This is a genomic window from Serratia sp. CY76391 (assembly GCF_052166695.1).
GTDB classification, from domain to species: Bacteria; Pseudomonadota; Gammaproteobacteria; order Enterobacterales; family Enterobacteriaceae; genus Serratia; species Serratia nematodiphila.
In genome coordinates this window covers 1,147,897-1,171,734 of sequence record NZ_JBJNOJ010000001.1, presented here as the reverse complement: position 1 = coordinate 1,171,734, position 23,838 = coordinate 1,147,897, and the positions used below count along the sequence as shown (strand labels likewise).

Here is a 23,838-nt window from a genome sequence, read left to right as displayed (position 1 = left end):
GGGCGGGTTATACCTACCATAGCCTCAGCACTTTTTGTCAAAATGGTTCAGGTGGCCGCGTTATTCCCCGACACGCCGCAGAGCGTGTTCCCTTTTATCGCGTGGGTGACAGGACGTTCACCCGCATAGTCACAGGAGTTCGCCATGCGAGTACTGGTTGTTGAAGATAATGGTTTGCTGCGTCACCACCTTTCCGTTCAGATGCGCGAGATGGGCCATCAGGTCGACGCGGCCGAAGACGCCAAGGAAGCCGATTATTTCCTGCAGGAGCACGCGCCGGATATCGCCATCGTCGATCTCGGCCTGCCGGGTGAAGACGGCCTGAGCCTGATCCGCCGCTGGCGCGCCCATCAGACCAAGCTGCCGATCCTGGTGCTGACCGCCCGCGAAAGCTGGCAGGACAAAGTGGCGGTGCTGGAAGCCGGCGCCGACGACTATGTCACCAAGCCGTTCCACCTGGAAGAAGTGATCGCCCGCATGCAGGCGCTGATGCGCCGCAACAGCGGCCTGGCCTCGCAGGTGATCGTGCTGCCACCATTCCAGATCGATCTGTCGCGCCGCGAACTGAGCGTCAACGATCAGCAAATCAAGCTGACCGCCTTTGAATACACCATCATCGAGACCCTGATCCGCAACGCCGGCAAGGTGGTGAGCAAGGATTCGTTGATGCTGCAGCTCTACCCGGACGCCGAACTGCGCGAAAGCCACACCATCGACGTGCTGATGGGCCGCTTGCGCAAGAAAGTGCAGGCGGAATACCCGCATGAAGTGATCACCACGGTACGTGGCCAGGGCTATCGTTTTGACGCGAAGTGAACATGATGTTCAACAAGAATAAAAAACCGTTTTCGCTGCGTGCCCGCTTCCTGATGGCGACCGCCGGGGTGATCCTGGCGCTGTCGCTCTCTTACGGTTTGGTGGCGGTCGTCGGCTACATCGTCAGCTTCGACAAGACCGCCTTCCGTTTGCTGCGCGGCGAGAGCAACCTGTTCTTCAGCCTGGCGCAGTGGAAAGACAACAAGCTCACCATCGCCATTCCTCCCGATATCGATCTCAATTTTCCCACGCTGGTATTTATCTACGACGATAAAGGCAACCTGCTGTGGAGCCAGCGCAAAGTGCCGGAGCTCGAGAAGCTGATCAACAAAGAATGGCTGGAGGAGTCCGGCTTCTACGAAATTGACACCGATACCCGCATCAGTAGCGAAGTGCTGGGGGACAACCCCAAAGCGCAGGATCAGCTGAAGAATTACGACGATACCGATCAGAACGCGCTGACCCACTCGGTGGCGGTCAATACCTATGCCGCCACGGCGCGGCTGCCGGCGTTGACCATCGTAGTGGTCGACAGCATTCCGCAAGAGCTGCAGCGCTCAGACGTGGTGTGGGAGTGGTTCAGCTACGTGCTGCTGGCCAACCTGCTGCTGGTGGTGCCGCTGCTGTGGCTGGCGGCCTACTGGAGCCTGCGGCCGATCAAGGCGCTGGTCAATCAGGTGGGCGAGCTGGAGAACGGCGAGCGCGATCAGCTCGACGAAAATCCGCCCAGCGAGCTGCGCGGACTGGTGCGCAATCTGAACATTCTGGTGCGCAACGAGCGCCAGCGCTACACCAAATACCGCACCACCCTGTCGGATCTGACCCACAGCCTGAAAACGCCGCTGGCGGTGCTGCAAAGCACCCTGCGCTCGCTGCGCAGCGGCAAGCAAACCACCATCGAAGAAGCCGAGCCGATCATGCTGGATCAGATCGGGCGCATCTCGCAGCAGATCGGTTACTACCTGCACCGGGCCAGCATCAACTCCGGCCAAACGGTGTTGACGCGCGAGATCCACTCGGTGCCGGCGCTGCTCGACAGCCTGGTGGTGGCGCTGAACAAGGTTTACCAGCGCAAAGGGGTGGTGATCACGCTGGACATCTCGCCGGAAGTGACCTTTATGGGCGAGAAGAACGACTTTATGGAAGTGATGGGCAACGTGTTGGAAAACGCCTGCAAATACTGCCTCGAGTTCGTGGAGATCACCTCGCTGCACTCCGAGAAAAACCTCACTATCGTTATCGACGACGACGGCCCGGGCATCCCGGAAAGCAAGCGCCAGCTGATTTTCCAGCGCGGCCAGCGGGTGGATACCCTGCGGCCCGGTCAGGGCCTTGGCCTGTCGGTGGCGGCGGAGATCATCGAGCAATACGACGGCGAAATCGTCATCAGCGACAGCCCGCTCGGCGGCGCGCGCATGCAGGTCACCTTCGCCCGCCAGCACGACACCCACCACAACGAGTAAATTATGCCGCTGCGGCCCCGATCCACGGGGCCAAACTTCCGTTATAATCGCACTCAGGCTCACTCCCCTATCCTGGAATAGAACATGGATTATCAATTAGATCTGGACTGGAACGATTTTTTGCAACGTTATTGGCAAAAGCGTCCGGTGATTCTGAAGCGCGGCTTCAAAAACTTTATCGATCCGATCTCCCCGGATGAGCTGGCCGGGCTGGCGATGGAAAACGAAGTGGACAGCCGTCTGGTCAGCCACCAGGACGGCCGTTGGCAGGTTGCGCACGGCCCCTTCGAGAGCTTCGACCACCTGAGCGAAAACAACTGGTCGCTGCTGGTGCAGGCGGTGGACCACTGGCATGAGCCTTCCGCCGCGCTGATGCGCCCGTTCCGCCAACTGCCGGACTGGCGGATGGATGACCTGATGATCTCCTTCTCGGTGCCGGGCGGCGGCGTCGGCCCGCACCTCGATCAGTACGACGTGTTCATCATTCAGGGCACCGGCCGCCGCCGCTGGCGCGTCGGGGAAAAAACGCCGCTGAAACAGCACTGCCCGCACCCGGATCTGCTGCAGGTCGAACCGTTCGACGCCATCATCGATGAAGAGATGGAGCCGGGCGACATTCTCTATATTCCGCCGGGCTTCCCGCATGAAGGCTACGCGCTGGAAAACGCGCTCAATTACTCGGTGGGCTTCCGCGCGCCGAACGGCCGTGAGCTGGTGAGCGGCTTCGCCGATTACGTGCTGGCGCGCGAGCTGGGCAGCAAACGCTACGGCGATCCGGACGTTAAACTGCGCGAACACCCGGCGGAGATCCTGCCGCAGGAAGTGGACGCCTTACGGCAGATGATGCTGGATCTGGTGCAACAGCCGGAACACTTCCAGCACTGGTTCGGCGAGTTTATCTCCCAGTCGCGCCACGAGCTGGATCTGGCGCCGCCGGAGCCGCCGTATCAGGCCGGGGAAATCTACGAACTGCTGCAACAGGGTGAAGCGCTGCAGCGCCTGGGTGGGTTGCGCGTGCTGCGCGTCGGCGATCGCTGCTTCGTCAACGGCGAGCTGATCGACACCGACCAGCTGCAGGCCGCAGACGCCCTGTGCCAGCACTTCAGCGTCGATGCCGCCCTGCTCGGCGACGCGGTGGATGATCCGTCATTCCTGGCGCTGCTGACCGCGCTGGTCAACAGCGGCTATTGGTACTTTAACGACTGAGTTCTCGGGGCTGTGGCCTCTGTTGAACATGTCTACCGGCCCGCTTATGCGGGCCTTTTCTTTAGGGTGGAAAAAGCTGGCCCGCCCTCAACAATATGTTTCTATCGAGACCTCAATTTATCCACCACACGAATGCCCCTATCATTATTATTTTGAAAGTAATGCATACCACATGAAATCAAACAAACCATTGCTTCTCAGTCCCACTGACGTTATTTTTAAGGCCATTCACTGAATTACTTACAATACTAATTAATACAAGGTGTTATCCATGCAAATTATTTATCCTGATGATTATTCAAACCAAGGCAGACCGGATGAAAATTTTGCCGAAGAATTTACCTGCGCCAAAAATAGAGGAATACGCTGTTTTCTACTTTCCTCAGAAGCCGCAGCATTAGGAAAAACCCGTTTTTCGGGCCGCTTTGAACCAGGCGTACCGGTAATCTGGCGTGGTTGGATGTTGAATGCAGAGGAATATCGCCAGTTGCACCGTGCGGTAACGGCTAATGGAGGGGAAATGCTTGAGTCCCCGGATGAGTATTTGCGTAATCACCATATAACCGGCTGGTATGAGCCATGTAAGTCATATACCGCAGAGACCGTGCTCACCACGGCTGATACAGATTTCGACACTCTGGTCACCCAACTTTGTTGGCCCGCCTACTTTGTTAAGGATTATGTGAAATCGCTGACCACATCCCGAGGCTCGGTAGCTCACAATGCCGCTGAAATCAGAGAGGTTCTTAAACTGATTATGCATTACAGAGGGGAGCTTGAAGGCGGCGTTAGCTTAAGACGCTTTGAAAACTTGTTTGACGACAGTGAGCGCCGATACTTTTCGATTAACAGCCAGGTTTTTTCCGCCGATGGTGAAATACCTGACATCGTTCATCAGATCGCATCGCGTATTAAAACGCCTTTTTATTCGATCGATATCGCCAAAAATGCCAATGGCGAATTGCGCCTAATCGAAATAGGCGATGGCCAGGTATCAGATACCAAAGAGTGGAGCGTTGCAGACCTGGTTACTGCATTTTGTATAGCAGGCGGTTAACCACCCCATTAAATTCGAGTGGTTATAAGTAAGGCCAAGTGTATCCTAAAAAAACTCCATCGTGTGAATAACCAGGTGATGCTGGCCGTCTGCATCGCTGTACCTTATCGATATGTGATGTCACTACCTCCCCAGTATGCACTGGGGGTATTAGTGCAAAAAAATGCGCTATGTTAAAAGGGCATTCTTTCCGGCCTGACAGCATCTATCGCAGCAGATTTCCAGATAAGCTAACGTCTCGACACATCTAAATCAGCAATATTAGAATATCTGACTACAATACTGATGCTCACCATAGGCAAACATGAGTAGGCAAAAACACCCAATAAACTTTCTTTACTGGGTGCGAAGAACCCCCTCTTTCTCATCATCGTGATGGCAGAGTGTGCGTATTCATTTATAAAACATATAGAACTTACTCTTTTTTGAGAAAATTATACTTCTCGAGCGTTTTTTTTACCTCTATCTTGAGTTCATTCTCATCCAAATCGCTACCATCCCGATTTGGGGAAGATGTATAGCAATCCGCCAAGCTGAAAAGCTCTGCTGCACAATACCCAACATCATTACTATCATTTCTTAATGTCCCGTCATCGCGTTCTTTTCTCCACATATTAAGATACTGTGACTCATACTCATCAGCGGTTAATTTAGAGTCGAGTAATGCCTGCGCGATTTCAATCAACTTCATACTCATAACAGTACTCCTTTTTCCATATAGTTTTTATACTGTGGCGTCCCAAGGCTTAATTTCATTCCCGTCGAGAAATATCCATCACGTCTAATTACAACAACATTATTGGTCCTTAGGTTAAAAAAGACTTTGGAGTCTTTTTCTCTTATGTAAGTCCCTCTCTCTACCGTATCTTTATCATTCAAATGGGCCTCGAGCGCATCGCGATATTGAGTCAGAGTCTCTCTGTTTTTTCTGGTGTCCGCAACACCAAAGTCACTCGCGTGCTTGTACTTTTTATCCAGTTGCTGACGCGTAAAACGCCCCGAGTCCAGCGGATCACTGACCATCACATAGACAGCTTCAACCCCGGTTTCCAGCGCATCCGGCTGCCACAGGATAAAGTCTTGCAGATCCTGCACCACATCCGCCGGGAAGGTGGTGACCACGATGCTGTCCGCCTGCCTGATGCCGGTGCCGGTATGCACTGGCGACTTAGGCCCCGGTGAGCCATTGCCGGTATGCGCCGGCGCGGCCGGCCCGGTCGGCACCGGGTTGATCAGTATCGTCCTCGCCGGTACCCCCGCCATTGCGGGCAGCGTGATTTTGTCCAGCCCCGTCAGCTCATCGCGAACGGGTCTGAATACCGGCACGCTCGGCGATACGCCGCCCACGCCCGTCCTGACGAAGTTGACGCTCTGTCTCCCATCATCGTCAATGGTGATAAATCCGCGCACCGGCAAATCGACCGAGGTCATGCCGGGCTGGATGGTCGCCCTGCCCGCTGCCGCCAGGCTCGCCTGGAGGGCAAACAAATTGACATCCCGCCCGGGTACCCGGTCGCTCCCTGCACCGACCTCCGTCGGGTAGAAACCAAGGGCAAAAGCCCCCAGCACCGATCCGGCAGCGACCACAGTGCCGGCGCGTATACTGCCAATTTCGTAGGCTGCCCGCCACGACGCGCTCGCTGCCCAGCCGGCCAGTTCGCTCGTGGTCGTCATCACGCCTTGCCCGATTACCGACGTCTGCAGCATCGCGGGCGCACGGTTGAGCACCATGGCACCTGCTGCCGCCAGCGCCGCATTGGCCGCTTTTAGCTTTTCCGGGGAGTAGGCCGGTGCATCCAGAATCCCCGCTTTGGCGAACAACGCTTTTCTGGCGACTTCCGCCTTGCGGGCTTCTTCAGCCTTACGGGCTTCTTCGGCTCTGCGAGCCTCTTCCGCCTTTCGGGCCTCCTCGGCTTTGCGAGCCTCCTCAGCTTTACGAGCTTCTTCAGCTCTGCGAGCCTCTTCCGCCTTGCGGGCCTCCTCAGCTTTACGGGCCTCTTCGGCCACTTCTCGTTCTACCTGCTTAAATTGTTGATAGGCCGATGTCAAAGAAGGCACTTCGACATTACGTTGCCGATACCCTGTGCGATCGCTCCCTTTGCCGCCGCCGCTGATCTCATACTGCTCCGTAATTTCTGTCATCACCCTATTATTATCAAGCCAGAAACCCGGTGGGATTGTTCCATTAAGCACCTCGGAATAGGTGGCTAATGACGCCTTATCCTCTGCGGCAGAATTGTTGCCGTTATTGTTGCCGTTGGGTATGTTCTGATAATTACCGATTCTATGATGGGTATCGATATTACCGGCGAACACGATCCCGCCTTGAGCAGGCAACCCCACGCCAAGTACATTTTTAACTTGTGGGACAGAGGAAATAGCCTTGCTGACGGCGGCTTCATCGGCTGTACGAATTTCACCAACCTGCACCTGTATTTTTCCGTCAGCCTCAACACTTTTCAAAGCTACCTTTGCATAAGTTGTAACCGCACGTACCTTTTTTTGTAAATCTTTCAGTATATTATTAATTTTAGGGTCATTTTTGATAGCGTTAACCTGCCGCCGTATCGCTGCACCCTGGGAATCTCCACTACTGCTGCTATCCCTGCCGCCATTACCGTTCCCTTTACCATCATCCCAGTTGGTACTGTTATCTTTACCGGGATTTAAACCATGTACTCCATCGATATGTACATCCCCCATGCCGGGAATATGTGTATCCATAGATCCACCGTGCCCTACATTAGGTCCCTGGTCTGAAGCCCCCCCTTTAATACCGCCAGTTGGGCCACGGCTGTCTTTTCCATCTCCGCCACTCATATGCCAGTCCTTTTATTTCGTTGATGTGGCAGCAGAGTAAATTCTTAAGTGCTTATCGCCAGCAGCACTATCGGTTAATACTCTTCGCTACCCACAAAAATTGTTATTACTCAGGCGCACGTAATCGCTTTTTCCAACGCCGCCAACCGCGATTCCAGCGTTTCTCGGGCCGCTCGCTCTTCCTTAAGCGCCTCAACCAACAGCGCCACCACGCCGTTGATATTGATGCCCCGCGCATCCTTCAGCACGCTGCCGTCGTTGAGCTTCAATTCGGTTTGGGTGACCGACTGCGGCAATACGCTCTCCACTTCCTGAGCGATCACCCCGGCTTCCGGCACGCCCTGTTTGAGGTAGGTGTAGCCGCCGATATTGGCCAGCTTGTCCAATGCGCCGGCAATTTGGGTGATGTCCGTTTTCATGCGAGCGTCGGAGCTGCTGTGCCAGGCGCCGTTGGTGTAGGCATGACCGTTATTCCGGAACTCATACCATCCTTGCGCCCCGCCGTTGGCCACATGGAATGCCATGGCATGGTATTGGCTAATGTGTTCAATGTGATAAATATCTGCGCTCAGATCCCCATTTCCCTGAAGACGCACCCCATTGGTAATACGTTCTGCTTTACCTGCAACGTCAATATTGCCGGCAGCGACAATCCAGCCATTGCCGTTACGTTTTGTCAGTTGCCCGGCAGAGAGCTCGCTGTTCGCCTTTACTTGAATTTCATTCCAGCGTCCCGCAAGGTCGCTATAAGCTAGTAATCCCGTATCTTCTTTTCCGGGGATAATCCGCGCGCCCATCATCATAGAAGAACTTACTCCGCTGGTGACGAAGCGCGTATGAATATAGGGCGCGTTGTATGCCTGCCCATTTATCAGGGGAGTGGGCCCAGTGGTCACAGCCCCTATACCCGCGTCATGCGATACCATCGCACCACCGGAAATATCAACGCCGTTGCCGAGTGCAACCCTGCCGGAAGCCAGGCTGAAAGCGAAAGGACGCGAGGTGTTCCATTGTCCGTTTTGAGCTTGCCCAGCCTGAGTTGTCAGTAAGTAGAAAGCCTCGCCGTCGTTACGCAGCATCACGCCGGTATTGCCATTTGCCAGCCGAAAACCGTTGGCCGATTTGGAGACGATTTCACCGTCGCTGACCACGCGCTGGCGCAGCGTAGACAGCGATTTCAGTTCGGCAATATCGTCGTTAACGCCGTTAATCACCTGAGCATTTTTCTTTTCTTCTGCCATGATTGTTACCCTCTTACGTCCTGTTTGATGGCGGTTAACAGCGCTCATTCCCCCAGCATCCCCTGGCGACTGGGCTCACCGCACTGAAGCTGTAAAACCGGTTAAGCACACAGCCATACTGTATGCATAAACAGCACTTTATCTCGAAGGATAATGGGATTCCCTCACCGCGGGTTGTGTGGTGAACGAAACAACCATGAGACTGGGAACCATAAAGAGAACAGAAGAAGAAGAAGAAGAAGAGAACGGCGGGCGCGCTGAGCCCCGCCGGGCGGATCAGAAAAGGATAGTCGGGCCGGCGCTAGCCGGCAGAGGAACGAAAGTGTTTACCGCGCCCGCTCGGCGGCCAGCGCCGCGATGCGCATGATCACCGCCACCGCTTGCTCCATGCCTTCCAGCGTCACGAACTCGTGCTTGCCGTGGTAGTTGTAGCCGCCGGTGAACAGGTTCGGGCATGGCAGGCCGCGGAACGACAGCTGCGCGCCGTCGGTGCCGCCGCGGATCGGCTTCATCACCGGTTCGATGTCGCAGTCGCGCATCGCCTGCTGCGCCAGCGCGATCACGTGCGGGTGCTCCGCCACCTGTTCGCGCATGTTGTAATAGCTGTCTTCGATGCTCACTTCGATATAGCAATCGCGCGGCAGGCCTTTGCCGACCTCGCGAGCGATGTCCACCATCTTACGCTTGCGCGCCTCGAACCCTTCGCGCTCGAAGTCGCGCAGAATGTAGTGCATTTCGGCGCGCTCCACGCTGCCCTTGATGCTGCTGAGATGATAAAAGCCCTGGTAGCCTTCGGTGGTCTCCGGCGCTTCGTCCGCCGGCAGCGCCTGATGAATGCGGGTCGCCAGCGACAGCGCGTTGACCATCACCCCCTTGGCGCTGCCGGGGTGCACGCTGTTGCCGAGGATTTTGATCGTCACCGAGGCGGCGTTGAAGTTTTCGCACTCCAGCTCACCGACGCCGCCGCCGTCCACCGTGTAGGCCCATTCGGCATTGAAGGCCGCCACGTCGAACAGCTGCGCCCCCTTGCCCACCTCCTCGTCCGGAGTGAAGGCCACGCGGATGTCACCGTGCGGGATCTTGCGCGCGCGCAGGCGCACCATGGCGGTGAGGATCTCGGCGATGCCCGCCTTGTCGTCGGCGCCCAGCAGCGTTTTGCCGTCGGTGGTGATCAGCGTCTGCCCCAGCATCTGGTGCAGGATCGGGAACATCACCGGCGACAGCACCTCATCACCGATGCCGAGCGCAATGTCGCCGCCGCGATAGTTCTCGACGATCTGCGGATTGACGTGTTTACCGCTGAAATCCGGCGAAGTATCCAGATGGGCGATAAAACCGACCGCCGGCACCGGCCAGGCGACGTTACCCGGCCAGGTGCCCATCACGCAGCCGTGTTCGCTGAGCGACACCCGCTCGAAGCCGAGCGCGATCATTTCCTGCTGCAATGCACGCGCCAGCTTCAACTGCCCGTCGGTGCTCGGCACATGCTTTACGTTCGCTTTGGACTGGGTGTCGAAAGAGACGTAGTTGAAAAAGCGGTCAAGTAATTTGTCCATGGTAGCGGCCCCTCAGAATATCGCGTTTCATTATGCGGAACCGATCAGGATCAAATATTGCGTCAGGTCATTTTTAACCAGAATTCGCCAATATCATTAATCTTTGTGATGATTTCTGAGGGGAATAATGCTGTCATCACAGGGTCATTTGTCGCTATCATGATGAAAAACGCGGCATCTGGGCCGGATCGGCTTTCAATTCCGGCATTCAGCGTCTATCATGCGCGCTCGAAAAATTTCCATTGGCGTAACTGGTTTGAGCTTCATTTGATCAGCGGGTATCCCGCAAGCTCCGGCAGTCTTTTCCAGTTGCGGTTCTATCTGCATTAGCCCACGGGATAGAGTAATACGATAAATGACTGAGACATCCTCTCCGACTCCCCTTGTTGAACTGCATGCCCTGAGCAAAGCGTTCGATGGCAAAACCATCATTGCCGATCTGGATCTGACGATTAACCACGGCGAATTCCTCACCATTCTCGGCCCCTCCGGCTGTGGCAAAACCACGGTGCTGCGCCTGATCGCCGGTCTGGAAGACGCCGATGTGGGCCGCATCGTGCTCGACGGCCAGGACATCACCGCCATTCCGGCCGAACATCGCCACGTCAACACCGTGTTTCAAAGCTACGCTCTGTTTCCGCACATGTCGGTGTTCGACAACGTCGCCTTCGGCCTGCGCATGCAAAAGGTGCCGGCAGCGGAACTGACGCCGCGCGTCGAAGAGGCGCTGCGCATGGTGCAGCTGGACGACTTTGCCAAGCGGCGGCCGGGCCAGCTCTCCGGCGGCCAACAGCAGCGCGTGGCCATCGCCCGCGCGGTGGTCAACAAGCCGAAGGTGCTGCTGCTGGACGAATCGCTGTCGGCGCTGGACTACAAGCTGCGCAAGCAGATGCAGAACGAACTGAAAGCGCTGCAGCGCAAACTGGGCATCACCTTCGTGTTCGTCACCCACGATCAGGAAGAAGCGTTGACCATGTCGGATCGCATCGTGGTGATGCGCGAAGGCCGCATTGAGCAGGACGGCACGCCGCGTGAGATCTACGAAGAGCCGAAGAACCTGTTCGTCGCCAGCTTCATCGGCGAGATCAACATCTTCGACGCGGTGGTCCTGCAACGCCTCGATCCGCAGCGGGTGCGCGCCAACGTGGAAGGCCGCGAGTGCGACATCTACGCCGATCTGCCGGTAGAGCCGGGCCAAAAGCTGAAGGTGCTGCTGCGCCCGGAGGATCTGCGGGTGGAAGAAGTGAACGACAGCGCGCAGCACGACGGGTTGATCGGCTACGTGCGCGAGCGCAACTACAAAGGCATGACGCTGGAATCGGTGGTCGAGCTGGAGAGCGGCAAAATGGTGATGGTCAGCGAGTTCTTCAACGAAGACGATCCGGACGTCGATCACTCGCTCAATCAGAAGATGGCGGTAACCTGGGTTGAAAGCTGGGAGGTGGTGCTGGCCGATGAAGAAATCGCGTAAAGTCTTCCAGAATGTGGTGATCGTCGGCGTCGTCGCCTGGCTGCTGCTGTTCGTGTTCATGCCGAACCTGATGATCATCGGCGCCAGCTTCCTGACCCGCGACGACGCCAACCTGGTGCAGATGGTGTTCACGCTGGACAACTACCGGCGCTTGTTCGATCCGTTGTACGCCCAGGTGCTGCTGCACTCGCTGAACATGGCGCTGATCGCCACCCTGTGCTGCCTGGCGATCGGCTATCCGTTCGCCTTTATCCTGGCGCGGTTGCCGCAGAAAGTGCGGCCGCTGCTGCTGTTTCTGCTGATCGTGCCCTTCTGGACCAACTCGCTGATCCGCATCTACGGCCTGAAGCTGTTTCTCAGCACCCGCGGCTATCTCAACGACGCGCTGCTGTGGATCGGCGTCATCGACAAGCCGCTGCGCATCATGTACACCTCGGAAGCGGTCGTCCTCGGCCTGGTGTATATCCTGTTGCCGTTTATGGTGATGCCGCTCTACTCCAGCATCGAAAAGCTCGATAAGTCCTGCCTGGAGGCGGCGCGCGACCTCGGCGCCAGCAAGCTGCAAACCTTTATCCGCATCATCGTGCCGCTGACCATGCCGGGCATTATCGCCGGCTGCCTGCTGGTGGTGCTGCCGGCGATGGGGCTGTTCTTCGTCGCCGATCTGATGGGCGGCGCCAAAAACCTGCTGATCGGCAACGTGATTAAAAGCCAGTTCCTCAATATCCGCGACTGGCCGTTCGGCGCGGCCACCAGCATCTGCCTGACGCTGGTGATGGGGCTGTTGCTGCTGGTTTATTACCGGGCCGCACGCCTGCTGAACAAGAAGGAGGATCTGGCATGATCGGACGTCTGCTGCGCGGCGGCTTTATGACGCTGGTATACGCCTATCTGTATATCCCGATCGTCATCCTGATCGTCAACTCCTTCAACGCCTCGCGCTTCGGTATCAGTTGGCAAGGGTTTACCACCAAGTGGTACAGCACCCTGCTGAATAACGACAGCCTGCTGCAGGCCGCGGGCCACTCGCTGACCATGGCGGTGCTCTCCGCCACCTTCGCCACGCTGATCAGCTCGCTGACCGCGGTGGCGCTGTACCGCTACCGCTTCCGCGGCAAGCCGTTTGTCGGCGGCATGCTGTTCGTGGTGATGATGTCGCCGGACATCGTGATGGCCATCTCGCTGCTGGTGCTGTTCATGCTGCTGGGCATTTCGCTCGGCTTCTGGTCGCTGCTGTTCTCGCACATCACCTTCTGCCTGCCGTTCGTGGTGGTGACCGTCTATGCGCGCCTGAAAGGCTTCGACGTGAAGATGCTGGAAGCCGCGCGCGATCTCGGCGCAAGCGAGTTCACCATCCTGCGCAAAATCATCCTGCCGCTGGCGATGCCGGCGGTGGCGGCCGGTTGGCTGCTGAGCTTCACCCTGTCGATGGACGACGTGGTGGTCTCCTCCTTCGTCACCGGGCCGAGCTACGAGATTTTGCCGCTGAAGATCTACTCGATGGTGAAAGTCGGCGTCTCGCCGGAGGTCAACGCGCTGGCCACCATTTTGCTGCTGCTGTCGCTGGTGCTGGTGATCGCCAGCCAGTGGGTGATGCGCGATCGCTCGCCCAAGGCCGAGTAACCCTTCCCGCCGGGCGCTGCGGCGCCCGGTTGTGATCCCCTTCACAACCGGCACCGGTTGTCACCCCCTGACCATCGGTGCCTATTTCCACCCCGCCGATTGCAGCGGCGAAAACTTCCCCCTATAACTGAATTCAGGCAAGGTGCCTTATTTTTTTTCTCGCTTCCAGGGAGTTTATTCAGCAACGTCGTCATCCATTAAAATATAAAAAGGAACTGCCATGAAAGGTATTATCGATAATATCTTAAGCAAGCTGCAGCTTTTCTCCAAAGCCATGATGGGGCCGATATTTTTCCTGCCGGTAATCGGTCTGATCCTGGCGCTCAGTTCTATTCTCACCAATGCCACATTAATCAATGAACATTCCGCCGTCTTCTCTATCGGTAAAATGATCGGCGATACCTTCTGGCCATTATTCGGCAACCTCGGGCTGATTTTCTGCATCGGCATTACCTACGGCCTGGCCAAAGACAAGAAAAGCGAAGCGGCGCTGGTCGCCGTGATGTGCTTTATCATGTTCCTCGGCGCCAATTCTTCTTATCTGCACTTCAGCGGCCACGTCGCGGCCAAGATCAACGGCGAATATTACGGCACCGGGCAGACGGAGTTGCTGGGTTTTACCGTGGTGGATATGGGCATTTTCCTCGGTCTTATCCTCGGCGTCACCATCGCCTGGGTGCATAACCGCCTGTGCAACGTCGAACTCAACGGCGTGTTCTCGGTCTACGGCGGCGCCAAGCTGGTGCTGATTGCCATGACGCCGATCATCATGCTGTACGCCGTCGCCTTCAGCTACCTGTGGCCGGCGATCTCACAGGGCCTGATCGCGCTGACCGGCTTTATGAAAAGCGCCGGCTCGCTCGGGGTATTCGTCTACGGCTTCTTTGAGAAATTCCTGATCCCCACCGGGCTGCACCACTTTATCTGGTCGCCGTTCCAGCTCACCAGCATCGGCGGTTCGATCGTGCAGGACGGCCAGACCGTCTCCGGCTCGCAGGCGATTTTCCTGGCCTATATGCGCGACCCGAGCATCTCGCCGCTGATGAACGAGGCGCTGCGCTTCTCGCAGCAAGGGATGGTGACCATCTTCGGCCTGTCGGGCGCGGCATTGGCTTTCTATCACACCGCCAAGCCGGAAAAGAAAATGCTGGCCAAGGCGATTCTCATCCCCGCCATCACCACCTCGATCCTGGTCGGCATCACCGAGCCGATAGAGTTCACCTTCCTGTTTATCTCTCCGCTGCTGTGGGTGATCCACGCCGTGTTGACCGCGTTGTCGCAGGTGGCCTGCAACCTGTTGCAGGTGCGCCCCTGGGGCGCCAGCGGGCTGGTCGAGTTCCTGGCCTACAACCTGCCGCTGCCGGTTTCCCTCACCCGCTGGCCGCTGTACGTGCTCATCGGCCTGGTGCAGTTTGCGGTGTATTACCTGGTGTTCAAAACGCTGGTGCTGAAGCTCAATCTGAAGACGCCGGGCCGTGAAGATGATCAGGACGTCAGACTCTATTCCAAACAGGATTACCGGAACCGAAAAAATACCCCGGACGAGCCGAGCGGCATCATTATTCGCGCGCTGGGCGGCAAGGAAAACATTATTTCCGTCGATAACTGCTTTACCCGGCTGCGGGTGGAATTAAAGGATATGACGCGGGTGGATGAAGCCGCGTTAAAAAGCACCGGCGCCAAAGGCGTAGTGAAGAATCGCCGTGAAGTGCAGGTGATTTACGGCGTCACGGTCGGCAAGGTCAAAAATCAGGTAGAAAAATATTTAGCGGCACTCTAACGCTTTATTAATGGGAGATATCGAATGAAATTAACCGTTCTCGGCGGCGGCGGCGTGCGTTCCCCGTTCCTCGCCAAATCCATCGCCTATAACGCCCATCGCATCGGCATTACCGAAGTGGTGTTTATGGATACCGATGAGCGCCATCTGGCGATCTATGGCGCCCTCGCGCAGGGCGTATTCCAGCGCATTCGCGGCGACATTGCTTTCAGCCTCAGCAGCGATCCGCGCCAGGCGCTGCAAGGCGCCGACTACATCATCACTACCCTGCGTATCGGCGGCGAGGAAGGCCGCATCCATGACGAGCGCATCGCGCTCGATCACCAGTTGCTCGGGCAAGAAACCACCGGTGCCGGCGGCTTCGCCATGGCGATGCGTTCGATTCCGGCGATCCTCGACTATTGCCGCCTGATCGAACAGGTTTCCTCGCCGGACGCGGTCTTGTTCAACTTCACCAATCCTTCCGGCATGGTGACCGAGGCGATCATCAAATCCGGCTTCCAGCGCCGGGTCTACGGCATCTGCGACGCCCCCAGCGAGTTTATCCGCGAACTGGCCGAACTGCTGGACTGCCGCGAAGACCAACTGAGCGTCGACTGTTTCGGCCTCAACCATCTTTCCTGGTTCCGCAATGCGCGCGTCAACGGCGAACCGGTCACGGATCGGTTGCTGGCGGATCCGCGCCTGTATCGCGACACCTGCATGAAATACTTCTCGCCGGAGCTGGTGGCGCTGTCGGACAATTTGATGCTCAACGAGTATCTCTATTATTACTACTATCGCGAGCAGGCGATCGCCGCCATCGTCGCGGGCGGCGAGACCCGCGGCGAACAAATCGCGGCGATCAACCGCCAAATGCTGTCAGAGTTAGGCGAGCTGGACATCCCCCACCAGTTGGAACACGCCTTCTCTGTCTATTTCAGCCATTATCTGCAGCGCGAAAACTCCTACATGCAGCGCGAGTCCAACCAGGGCAAGGTGAAAACGCGCGAGATGCTGACGCTGCAACAGTTTATCGAACAGCCGGACAGCGGCGGCTATGCCGGGGTGGCGATCGACATTCTGGAGGCGGTCAACAGCGGCCGGCAAAAACGCGTGGTGGTGTCGATGCAAAACCGCGACACGCTCGATTTTCTGCACCCGGATGACGTGATCGAAATCAGCTGCGAATTGAGCAGCGCCGGCATTCAGCCGGTCAAAATGCGCGATATTCCCGACACCCAGAAAAACCTGATTTCGCAGGTGAAAGAGTACGAACGGCTGGCGGTGGCGGCGATCCTGACCGGCAACCGCCAACTGGCCATCAAGGCGCTGATGGTGCACCCGCTGGTCAACTCCTACTCGCTGGCGAAAACGCTGGTGGAGGAGTACCTGCAGGCCCACCGCGCGTATGCCGGGCACTGGCGCTAAACGGTGCGGCCGTCAGCGGCCGCGACGTTCAAACCAGGCGGTGATCACATTCTCGAATCCCAACAGACAGTGGCCGAAAAACGGGTTGGGATAGTAGATATCGTGATCGTATTTTTGCCGGTCCTCAAACAGAAAGGTCATGTCGGCCTGCTGCGCCAGCGGGCTGCCGCCGTCGCCGCAGAAGGCCGCCAGCAGAATGCGGTTACGCTTCACCGCCTCGCTCCAGCTCAGCGCCGAGCCGCTGTTGCCCGACTTTGAAATCACGATCACCATGTCGAAGCGAAAGCGCGTCTCACGGTCAAGAATGTCGAAATCCGGCCACAGCGACAGATAACTGTCTACACCCAGCGTCATAAACTTGTTGTACATATATTGAGCCACCAGCTGCGAAAAACCGCTGCCGTGGATCAGGATCTTGCCGTTGTCGAGCAGATCGAGAAACTGCGCCTGCTGGGCCGGCGGTGCCGCCGCCGTAGGGCGTTCCGCCTGGTAGGCCGGCGCCATCGTCAGGTTGAACTTGATGAAATAGACCAGTTCGAGATAGCCGCGAAAGCCCAGCTTTTTAGCCAGCCGCACCAGCGTCGAGGGGGAACTGTAGCAGCGTGCGGACACCGCACGGATGCCGTCGTCGATGCAGGCGTCCGGGTTGTCGAGAATGCAGTGCAAAATCGTCAGATCCGTCTTGCTGAGCTCAGCCTGGCTGAAGACCTGTTTGAAATTCATCGCTGCCCTCGTTTATTCGCCAAAATTATTGTTTCGCACGCGCTTCACCGCCTGTCCAGCGCGAGACACACAAATTGTGATGCACTTTAAGGCGCTGAACCCCTTGATTTGCCAGCGGGATAACCGCCTTTACCCACCTCGCCCCGGCCCCTATAATGGCCCCTTTCTGGGGTATGGCGCGGCCGAAAACGGCAGTCCATACGGGTTCGGCTCACTACTGCTGAAGGATACGCTGCATGAAAAAGTGGTCACATCTGCTCGCAGCCGGGATGATGGCGCTGAGTTTCTGCTCTGCAAACGCCTCTGACGGCAAAACGCTGTATTTCTATAACTGGACTGAATACGTCCCGCCGGGGCTGCTGGAGCAGTTCACCAAAGAAACCGGCATCAAGGTGATCTATTCCACCTATGAATCCAACGAAAGCATGTACGCCAAGCTGAAGACCTACAAGGACGGCGCGTACGATCTGGTGGTGCCTTCCACCTACTTCATCGCCAAGATGAGCAAGGAAGGCATGCTGCAAAAAATCGACAAGAGCAAGCTCAGCCACTTCAAGGATCTCGATCCCACCCTGCTGAACAAGCCGTTCGATCCCAACAACGACTATTCCATTCCTTACATCTGGGGCGCTACCGCCATCGGCGTCAACAGCGACGCGCAGGATCCGTCCACCGTCACCTCCTGGGCAGATCTGTGGCAACCGCAGTACAAAGGCCGCCTGCTGCTGACCGACGACGCGCGCGAAGTGTTCCAGATGGCGCTGCTCAAGCTGGGCTATTCCGGCAACACCACTGACCCGAAAGAGATCGAAGCCGCCTACCACGAACTGCAGAAATTGATGCCGAACGTGCTGGCCTTCAACTCCGACAACCCGGGCAACCCGTTTATGGAAGGGGAAGTCAACGTCGGCATGGTGTGGAACGGCTCGGCCTTTGTGGCGCGCCAGGCCGGCACGCCGTTGGAGATCGTCTGGCCGAAGGAAGGCGGGATCTTCTGGATGGACAGCCTGGCCATTCCGGCCAACGCGCGCAACGTCGAAGGGGCGCTGAAACTGATCGACTTCCTGCTGCGGCCGGAAATCGCGGTGCAGGTGGCGGAGACCATCGGTTACCCGACGCCGAACCTGGCGGCGAAGAAGCTGCTGTCGCCGGAGATCGCCAACGACAAGTCGCTCTACCCGGATAAGGCGGTGATTGAGCACGGCGAGTGGCAAAACGACGTCGGCGACGCCAGCACGCTGTACGAAAGCTACTTCCAAAAGCTGAAAGCCGGGCGCTAATACGCCCGCCATCCCATCAGGGCGCGCATTGCGCCCTGATGCCTTTCTCAGGGCCGGTCGGCCCGCGCCACCTTGCCCACCAGGAACTTGTGCACAAAACGCGGCACCACTTCGCTGGCCAGACCGTAGTGTTTCTCGTCGAACTGGCTCTCTACCTGGCTCGGTTCCAGGTTCAGCTCCATGGCGTAAGCGCCGCCCAGCCGCGCCTCATGCACGAAGCCGGCCGCCGGGTAGACATGGCCGGAGGTGCCGATGGCGACGAAGAAATCGGCCTTGCTCAGCGCCTGGTAGATGTCGTCCATGCCCAGCGGCATCTCACCGAACCACACCACGTGCGGCCGCAGCGGCGCCGGGAACTGGCAGCAATGGCAACGATCGTCAACGCTGAGATCGCCGGGCCATTCGAACACCTGCCCCGACTGGGTGCAACGCACCTTCAACAGTTCGCCGTGCATGTGCAGCACCCGCTTGCTGCCGGCGCGCTCATGCAGGTTATCAATGTTTTGCGTGACCAGCAGGAAGTTGTCTCCCAGCCACTCTTCCAAATCCGCCAGCGCGCGGTGTGCGGCGTTCGGGGCGATCGCCTCCGTCTGCAGCTGGCGGCGGCGTTCATTGTAAAACGCCTGCACCAGCGCCGGATCGCGCTGAAAACCTTCCGGCGTGGCGACGTCCTCCACCCGGTGCTCTTCCCACAGCCCATCCGCGGCGCGGAAGGTGCGAATGCCCGACTCGGCCGAAATGCCGGCCCCGGTCAACACCACCACAAACGGCTTTTTCAGCTCGGCCGCCGCCATGGTGTCACGGTGAAAAATGCGTGAACGAAAGCGCTGATGCAGCACATGCTTACTCTTGCGAAACTGACACAGCCGATGGCGAGTGTGCATTAACTCTCTCCTTACTTTTCCCTGTTTACCCTTCTTACTGGACGTTGAGGCGTGGTGGGCTGCATACATTCACGCCCGGCCTCAACGCCCATTACGTTGGGCGCGCCAAATTGAGGAAGGCCGCGCCGCGCACGCCGCCGGCGTCGCCATAGCGCGCCTTCTCGATGCGTGGCAGCCGGGCCACCCGCAACAGGTGCGCCGGCAGCCGCTGCGGCAACGCCTGGTAAATGGCGTCGAAGTTCGACAGCCCGCCGCCGATCACCACCAGGTGCGGATCCAGCACCGTCAGCAGGTTACCCAGGCAGATCGCCAGCACGTCCATAAAGCGGTCGACGTGAGCCACCGCCTGCGGCTCACCCGCCTGATAATGCGCAATGATCTCGGTGGCAGGCAAGCGCCGGCCATAGAAATGGGCGTACATCCATTCGAAACCGCGGCCCGATATGTAATTTTCAATGCAACCCTGATGGCCGCACCCGCAGGCAACGCGAGGCACATCACGCCCCAGCACCTCGAGCGCGTCCACCGGCAGGCGCAAATGGCCGAACTCGCCGGCGATATAGTTGCGCCCAGGCACCGTCTTGCCATCGACGATCAGGCCGCCGCCCACGCCGGTGCCGAGGATGATGCCCAGCACCGTCGGGTAGCGGCGGAACTCGTCGTCCCAGGCTTCCGACAGCGCAAAGCAGTTGGCGTCGTTATCGACGCGCACCTCGCGCCCGATCAGCGCCGCCAGATCGCGCGGCAGCGGCCGCCCCATCGCCGCCGGCACGTTGGCGGTAAACAACGTGCCGTCATCGTCGTTGGGCAGGCCCGGTATGCCGATGCCGACGCTGCCGCGCCGGCCGCAAAACGCATCCGCTTCAAGGGTCAGATCGCACAGCGTGGCCAGCAGTTGCCGGTAGTCTTCACGCGGCGTCGGCACCCGCTTTTGCCAAATGCGCTGCAGGTTGCCGTCGAACACCCCCAGCTCAATCTTGGTGCCGCCCATATCGAAACCGTAGTACATAACCCATCCCCAGGCTAAAAAAACGGGGCGGCATCGCTGCCTCCCCGTCGGTGTTATTGTCCGCTCAGCACCCGCGCCGGATCGATGCGGCTGGCGCGCCTCGCCGGATACCAACTGGCCAACAGGCTCAGCACGATGGCGGTCGCCAGTACGATCAGCACGTCCAGCCAGTGCAGCTCGGAAGGCAGGAAGTCGATGAAGTAGATATCGCCCGACAGGAAGGAATGACCGACCAGCTTCTCGATGCCGCGGATGATGTTGGTCAACTGCAGCGAGGCGATCACCCCGATCACCACGCCGCTCAGGCTGCCCAGCAGCCCGGCCAACAGCCCGTACCAGATGAAGATGGCGCGAATAAAGCCATCTTTAGCGCCCAGGGTGCGCAGCACCGCGATGTCGGCGCTTTTGTCTTTCACCGCCATTACCAGCGTGGAGACGATGTTGAAGCAGGCCACGCCGATCACCAGCACCATCGCCAGATACATGATGGCGCGGATCATCTGGATGTCGCGGTACATATAGCCGTACTTGCCGATCCAGCTTTTGATGTAGATATAAGAATTGGTCACTTCGCCGGCGTCGCGCACCAGTTTGTTGGCGGCGAATACGTCGTTCACCTTGATGGCGATACCCGTGACGCTGTCACCCATGTCGAGATACTGCTGCGCATCGGCCAGCGGCACCAACGCCAGGCTGTGATCGAGCTGGCCGCTGAGCTGCAAAATGCCGGTCACATGCAGGCGAATGCGCTTCGGCTGCAGCAGCTTCATTTCCGGGTCGCTGTTAGGGATCATCACCGTCACATAGGCGCCCTGTTTGACGCCCAGCGCGTCGGCCACGCCCTTGCCGAGGATCACCTGCTGCTCGCCGGGCTTGAAGTTGGCCCAGGCGTCGCCCTGCACATACTGCGGCAGCGCGCTCAGCCGGCTCTCCTGCTGCGGATCCACGCCTTTGACTTCCACCGCGCGCAGCTGCGCGCCGTTTTCCATCAGGCCGGTAAAGTTAATGTACGGCGCGGCGGCCAAGATACCCGGCACCTTTTCCACCCGCTGCAGAATCGACGGCCAGCCGCTGAACGGCTGATTGACCGGCTCAAGCTCGCCGTGCGGCACCACCGCCAGAATGCGGTTCTTCAGCTCGCGCTCAAAGCCGTTCATCGCGCTCAGCCCGACGATCAGTACCGCCACCCCCAGCGCGATGCCGATGGTGGAGATGACCGAGATCAGCGACACCATGCCGCCGCGTTTACGGCCGCGGCTGAAACGCAGGGCCGTCAGAAAGGACAGTGAGGCTCCCGCCATTACTCGGCCCCCATCAGGGTCAGCTGCGCCTGCAGGTGGCCGTCGGCCATTTCCAGCTGGCGGCTCAGGCGCTTGGCCAGCTGCAGATCGTGCGTCACCACCAGAAAAGCGGTGCCCTGGCGCACGTTCAGCTCGCCCAGCAGATCGAAGATGCTGTCCGCGGTGCGTTTATCCAGGTTACCGGTCGGTTCGTCCGCCAGCACCAACGCCGGGTTGTTGACCAACGCGCGCGCGATCGCCACGCGCTGACGTTCGCCGCCGGAGAGCTCGGACGGGCGGTGCTTGCTGCGTTTTTCCAGCCCGACCGCCGCCAGCATCTCCCGCGCCTTCTCCTGCGCCTGCGCCGGCTTGGCGCCGCCGATCAAGAGCGGCATGGCGGCGTTTTCCAGCGCGGTGAAGTCCGGCAACAGATGGTGGAACTGATAGATGAAGCCCAGTTGGCGGTTGCGCAGCTCGGCCTTGGCCGCCGAAGACATGGCGTTCAGCGATTCGCCCTTGAAGATCACCTCGCCGGAGGTCGGCGAGTCCAGCCCGCCCAGCAGGTGCAACAGGGTGCTCTTGCCGGAACCCGAGCTGCCGACGATCGCCATCATCTCGCCTTGCTGCATGGCAAAGCTGACGTTGCGCAGCACGTCGGTGTGCAGATTGCCTTCCTGGTAGGTCTTGCACAGGTTGTCACACTGCAGCAAAAGATGGTTACTCATAACGTAAAGCCTCAGCGGGTTGTACGGCGGCAGCGCGCCATGAAGGATAAAGCGTGGACAACAGGGAAACCGCCATCGCCACCACGGCGATGATCGTCACCTGCAGCGGATCGACCGCCACCGGCAGCGAAGCGCCGTCGATCAAGGCGCCGAGGATCGGCATCAGGTTATTCAGGTTGGTGGCCAGCAGCACGCCGAGCAGCGTGCCGAGCAGCGAACCGATAATGCCGGCGCTGGCACCCTGTACCATAAATACCGACATGATCTGGCGGCGGGTCAGCCCCTGGGTCTGCAGAATGGCGACCTCGCCCTGCTTCTCCATCACCAGCAGGCCGAGCGAGGTGATGATGTTAAACGCCGCCACCGCCACGATCAGACTGAGCAGCAGCCCCATCATGTTCTTCTCCATGCGCACCGCCTGGAACAGCTCGCCCTTGCGATCGCGCCAGTCTTTCCAGACGGTGCCCGCCGGCAGCGCCTGTTGGCTGAGGGTATCGACCGTCAGCGGCTGTTGCAGGAACAGGCGCCAGCCGGTGATGTTGCCGGCCGGGTAACGCATCAGGCGCGAAGCGTCCTGTTGGTTGACCAGCAGCTGATAGCCGTCCACCTCGCTGTTGGCGTGGAAGGTGCCGATGAGAGTGAACAGGCGCTGGCTGGGAATGCGGCCCATTGGCGTGAACTGGCTGGCGCTCGGCACCATCACGCGCAGCGAATCGCCGCGCTTGACGCCAAGTTGCCCCGCCAGCTGTTCGCCGATGATGATGTTGTACTGGCCCGGCTGCAGCTGCTGTTGCTTGACGTTGACCAGATATGGGGTCAGCGGATCGGCCTCGTCGGGATTCACGCCGAGCATCACCCCGACCGCCACGCTGCGGGCGCTTTGCAGCACCACGTCACCGGTGGTCAGCGGCGCGACGCGCGTGACGCCCTGCAGCTTCTGCACCTCGGAGGCCGGCAGCTGCTGCGGGTTGACCGATCCTTGCGGACTGGTGACCAACGCCTGCGGCATCAGGCCGAGAATGTTGTTTTCCAGATCCTTTTCGAATCCGTTCATCACCGACAGCACGGTGACCAACGCCATCACCCCCAGCGTAATGCCGATGGTGGAAAGCCAGGAAACAAACCGCCCGAAGCGGTCTGAGGCTCGCCCGCGCATGTAGCGCAGGCCAATGAATAACGCGACAGGTTGATACATGAAATCCGTTTGATAGCCGTGGCTTAAGCAAAGTGATCATGGATAATAAAGGCTCTCCCTCGTTTAGGGAACACCCGACGGCCTTTTATTGCGTGGCGCAGACGAGAGCGGTGGCGGCAGATTAGCGCAAGATTTACCCGTCGCTGCAAAAAATCGACGGCGTTAACCGGTTAAATAACCGGCAAAAAAGCGATGGACAGCGCTTTTTGCTGTGTCAGTTTGCCGGCCGCTGGGCTACTATAAACAGCATAAAAGCGCTGGGTTATCCGTGCCGGGACGCCCTCTAACACATTGATTAA

The 23,838-nt window shown here is 58.4% G+C and carries 22 protein-coding genes; 12 read left to right on the top strand and 10 right to left on the bottom strand.

The features are described 5' to 3' along the window. Positions 1-144: 144 nt before the first annotated feature. From phoP to ACJ8PN_RS05920, 4 genes are all read left to right on the top strand, one after another. On the top strand, positions 145-816 hold the full coding sequence (gene phoP, locus ACJ8PN_RS05935; protein WP_004941169.1) for a two-component system response regulator PhoP: 672 nt from the start codon (positions 145-147) through the stop codon (positions 814-816). A 5-nt stretch (positions 817-821) separates the two neighbouring features. After that, positions 822-2,279 (top strand): two-component system sensor histidine kinase PhoQ, encoded by a 1,458-nt coding sequence (phoQ, locus tag ACJ8PN_RS05930; protein ID WP_025160271.1) that lies wholly within the window; start codon positions 822-824, stop codon positions 2,277-2,279. Between the two features lie 84 nt (positions 2,280-2,363). After that, entirely contained in the window at positions 2,364-3,485 is a 1,122-nt protein-coding gene (locus tag ACJ8PN_RS05925) for a ribosomal protein uL16 3-hydroxylase (protein ID WP_004941161.1), read from the top strand. A gap of 271 nt (positions 3,486-3,756) precedes the next feature. After that, a complete protein-coding gene (locus ACJ8PN_RS05920) occupies positions 3,757-4,542 on the top strand; it encodes an ATP-grasp domain-containing protein (RefSeq protein WP_351107582.1) in 786 nt (261 codons plus the stop codon). 415 nt (positions 4,543-4,957) lie between these two features. On the opposite strand, the gene ACJ8PN_RS05915 is transcribed toward ACJ8PN_RS05920, so the two are convergent. The 4 genes from ACJ8PN_RS05915 to pepT all read right to left on the bottom strand — a co-directional run bounded on the left by ACJ8PN_RS05915 (position 4,958) and on the right by pepT (position 10,159). Then, positions 4,958-5,239: a colicin immunity domain-containing protein gene (locus ACJ8PN_RS05915; protein WP_351107579.1), complete on the bottom strand. Its 282-nt coding sequence runs from the start codon at positions 5,237-5,239 to the stop codon at positions 4,958-4,960. Next, a complete protein-coding gene (locus tag ACJ8PN_RS05910) occupies positions 5,236-7,266 on the bottom strand; it encodes an S-type pyocin domain-containing protein (protein ID WP_442534707.1) in 2,031 nt (676 codons plus the stop codon). Before ACJ8PN_RS05910 ends, ACJ8PN_RS05915 begins: the two co-directional genes overlap by 4 nt. Positions 7,267-7,472: 206 nt before the next feature. Next, positions 7,473-8,603, bottom strand: a complete 1,131-nt coding sequence (locus ACJ8PN_RS05905) for a tail fiber domain-containing protein (protein ID WP_351107573.1) — start codon at positions 8,601-8,603, stop codon at positions 7,473-7,475. A gap of 326 nt (positions 8,604-8,929) precedes the next feature. Continuing rightward, positions 8,930-10,159, bottom strand: a complete 1,230-nt coding sequence (gene pepT / locus ACJ8PN_RS05900; protein WP_004941154.1) for a peptidase T — start codon at positions 10,157-10,159, stop codon at positions 8,930-8,932. A 57-nt stretch (positions 10,160-10,216) separates the two neighbouring features. Here pepT and ACJ8PN_RS05895 point away from each other — a divergent pair, with 57 nt between their 5' ends. The 6 genes from ACJ8PN_RS05895 to ACJ8PN_RS05870 all read left to right on the top strand — a co-directional run bounded on the left by ACJ8PN_RS05895 (position 10,217) and on the right by ACJ8PN_RS05870 (position 16,443). After that, on the top strand, positions 10,217-10,489 hold the full coding sequence (locus tag ACJ8PN_RS05895) for a hypothetical protein (RefSeq protein ID WP_126180994.1): 273 nt from the start codon (positions 10,217-10,219) through the stop codon (positions 10,487-10,489). 25 nt (positions 10,490-10,514) lie between these two features. After that, complete coding sequence (potA, locus tag ACJ8PN_RS05890) at positions 10,515-11,630, top strand: spermidine/putrescine ABC transporter ATP-binding protein PotA (protein WP_015377589.1); 1,116 nt, start codon at positions 10,515-10,517, stop codon at positions 11,628-11,630. After that, on the top strand, positions 11,614-12,474 hold the full coding sequence (gene potB, locus ACJ8PN_RS05885) for a spermidine/putrescine ABC transporter permease PotB (RefSeq protein ID WP_004941149.1): 861 nt from the start codon (positions 11,614-11,616) through the stop codon (positions 12,472-12,474). Before potA ends, potB begins: the two co-directional genes overlap by 17 nt. Next, positions 12,471-13,253, top strand: a complete 783-nt coding sequence (gene potC, locus ACJ8PN_RS05880) for a spermidine/putrescine ABC transporter permease PotC (protein ID WP_442534706.1) — start codon at positions 12,471-12,473, stop codon at positions 13,251-13,253. Before potB ends, potC begins: the two co-directional genes overlap by 4 nt. 220 nt (positions 13,254-13,473) lie before the next feature. Further along, entirely contained in the window at positions 13,474-15,033 is a 1,560-nt protein-coding gene (locus tag ACJ8PN_RS05875; protein ID WP_442534705.1) for a PTS transporter subunit EIIC, read from the top strand. Between the two features lie 24 nt (positions 15,034-15,057). Further along, a complete protein-coding gene (locus ACJ8PN_RS05870) occupies positions 15,058-16,443 on the top strand; it encodes a family 4 glycosyl hydrolase (protein ID WP_442534704.1) in 1,386 nt (461 codons plus the stop codon). 12 nt (positions 16,444-16,455) lie between these two features. On the opposite strand, the gene ACJ8PN_RS05865 is transcribed toward ACJ8PN_RS05870, so the two are convergent. Further along, positions 16,456-17,166: a MurR/RpiR family transcriptional regulator gene (locus tag ACJ8PN_RS05865; protein ID WP_351107564.1), complete on the bottom strand. Its 711-nt coding sequence runs from the start codon at positions 17,164-17,166 to the stop codon at positions 16,456-16,458. Here ACJ8PN_RS05865 and ACJ8PN_RS05860 point away from each other — a divergent pair. Both ACJ8PN_RS05860 and potD read left to right on the top strand, forming a co-directional pair. Continuing rightward, a complete protein-coding gene (locus tag ACJ8PN_RS05860) occupies positions 17,156-17,473 on the top strand; it encodes a hypothetical protein (protein ID WP_171453822.1) in 318 nt (105 codons plus the stop codon). The two genes, ACJ8PN_RS05865 and ACJ8PN_RS05860, sit on opposite strands and share 11 nt — an antisense overlap. Further along, a complete protein-coding gene (gene potD, locus ACJ8PN_RS05855) occupies positions 17,403-18,446 on the top strand; it encodes a spermidine/putrescine ABC transporter substrate-binding protein PotD (RefSeq protein WP_015377584.1) in 1,044 nt (347 codons plus the stop codon). Before ACJ8PN_RS05860 ends, potD begins: the two co-directional genes overlap by 71 nt. A 47-nt stretch (positions 18,447-18,493) precedes the next feature. Here potD and cobB read toward each other — a convergent pair whose 3' ends face one another. The 5 genes from cobB to lolC all read right to left on the bottom strand — a co-directional run bounded on the left by cobB (position 18,494) and on the right by lolC (position 23,539). Further along, positions 18,494-19,330, bottom strand: coding sequence for a Sir2 family NAD+-dependent deacetylase (gene cobB, locus ACJ8PN_RS05850; protein WP_261438317.1), 837 nt, complete (start codon positions 19,328-19,330; stop codon positions 18,494-18,496). A gap of 91 nt (positions 19,331-19,421) precedes the next feature. Then, entirely contained in the window at positions 19,422-20,339 is a 918-nt protein-coding gene (gene nagK / locus ACJ8PN_RS05845) for an N-acetylglucosamine kinase (RefSeq protein WP_004941127.1), read from the bottom strand. 53 nt (positions 20,340-20,392) lie between these two features. Further along, the gene (gene lolE, locus ACJ8PN_RS05840) at positions 20,393-21,640 is read right to left on the bottom strand and encodes a lipoprotein-releasing ABC transporter permease subunit LolE (RefSeq protein ID WP_049240231.1); all 1,248 of its coding nucleotides are present in this window, start codon (positions 21,638-21,640) and stop codon (positions 20,393-20,395) included. Continuing rightward, positions 21,640-22,344, bottom strand: coding sequence for a lipoprotein-releasing ABC transporter ATP-binding protein LolD (gene lolD, locus ACJ8PN_RS05835; RefSeq protein ID WP_004941120.1), 705 nt, complete (start codon positions 22,342-22,344; stop codon positions 21,640-21,642). The genes lolE and lolD overlap by 1 nt, the downstream gene beginning before the upstream one ends. Beyond that, positions 22,337-23,539, bottom strand: a complete 1,203-nt coding sequence (lolC, locus tag ACJ8PN_RS05830; RefSeq protein ID WP_004941116.1) for a lipoprotein-releasing ABC transporter permease subunit LolC — start codon at positions 23,537-23,539, stop codon at positions 22,337-22,339. The genes lolD and lolC overlap by 8 nt, the downstream gene beginning before the upstream one ends. Positions 23,540-23,838: the final 299 nt, after the last annotated feature.

Coding starts and splice junctions, on each gene's coding strand:
- potB (WP_004941149.1), top strand. CDS start 11,614: ATGAAGAAATCGCGTAAAGTCTTCCAGAATGTGGTGATCGTCGGCGTC.
- potC (WP_442534706.1), top strand. CDS start 12,471: ATGATCGGACGTCTGCTGCGCGGCGGCTTTATGACGCTGGTATACGCC.
- ACJ8PN_RS05910 (WP_442534707.1), bottom strand. CDS start 7,266: ATGGATACACATATTCCCGGCATGGGGGATGTACATATCGATGGAGTA.
- phoP (WP_004941169.1), top strand. CDS start 145: ATGCGAGTACTGGTTGTTGAAGATAATGGTTTGCTGCGTCACCACCTT.
- lolD (WP_004941120.1), bottom strand. CDS start 22,344: ATGAGTAACCATCTTTTGCTGCAGTGTGACAACCTGTGCAAGACCTAC.
- ACJ8PN_RS05870 (WP_442534704.1), top strand. CDS start 15,058: ATGAAATTAACCGTTCTCGGCGGCGGCGGCGTGCGTTCCCCGTTCCTC.
- nagK (WP_004941127.1), bottom strand. CDS start 20,339: ATGTACTACGGTTTCGATATGGGCGGCACCAAGATTGAGCTGGGGGTG.
- ACJ8PN_RS05920 (WP_351107582.1), top strand. CDS start 3,757: ATGCAAATTATTTATCCTGATGATTATTCAAACCAAGGCAGACCGGAT.
- potA (WP_015377589.1), top strand. CDS start 10,515: ATGACTGAGACATCCTCTCCGACTCCCCTTGTTGAACTGCATGCCCTG.
- ACJ8PN_RS05925 (WP_004941161.1), top strand. CDS start 2,364: ATGGATTATCAATTAGATCTGGACTGGAACGATTTTTTGCAACGTTAT.
- lolC (WP_004941116.1), bottom strand. CDS start 23,539: ATGTATCAACCTGTCGCGTTATTCATTGGCCTGCGCTACATGCGCGGG.
- ACJ8PN_RS05915 (WP_351107579.1), bottom strand. CDS start 5,239: ATGAGTATGAAGTTGATTGAAATCGCGCAGGCATTACTCGACTCTAAA.
- pepT (WP_004941154.1), bottom strand. CDS start 10,159: ATGGACAAATTACTTGACCGCTTTTTCAACTACGTCTCTTTCGACACC.
- ACJ8PN_RS05865 (WP_351107564.1), bottom strand. CDS start 17,166: ATGAATTTCAAACAGGTCTTCAGCCAGGCTGAGCTCAGCAAGACGGAT.
- cobB (WP_261438317.1), bottom strand. CDS start 19,330: ATGCACACTCGCCATCGGCTGTGTCAGTTTCGCAAGAGTAAGCATGTG.
- ACJ8PN_RS05875 (WP_442534705.1), top strand. CDS start 13,474: ATGAAAGGTATTATCGATAATATCTTAAGCAAGCTGCAGCTTTTCTCC.
- lolE (WP_049240231.1), bottom strand. CDS start 21,640: ATGGCGGGAGCCTCACTGTCCTTTCTGACGGCCCTGCGTTTCAGCCGC.
- ACJ8PN_RS05905 (WP_351107573.1), bottom strand. CDS start 8,603: ATGGCAGAAGAAAAGAAAAATGCTCAGGTGATTAACGGCGTTAACGAC.
- potD (WP_015377584.1), top strand. CDS start 17,403: ATGAAAAAGTGGTCACATCTGCTCGCAGCCGGGATGATGGCGCTGAGT.
- phoQ (WP_025160271.1), top strand. CDS start 822: ATGTTCAACAAGAATAAAAAACCGTTTTCGCTGCGTGCCCGCTTCCTG.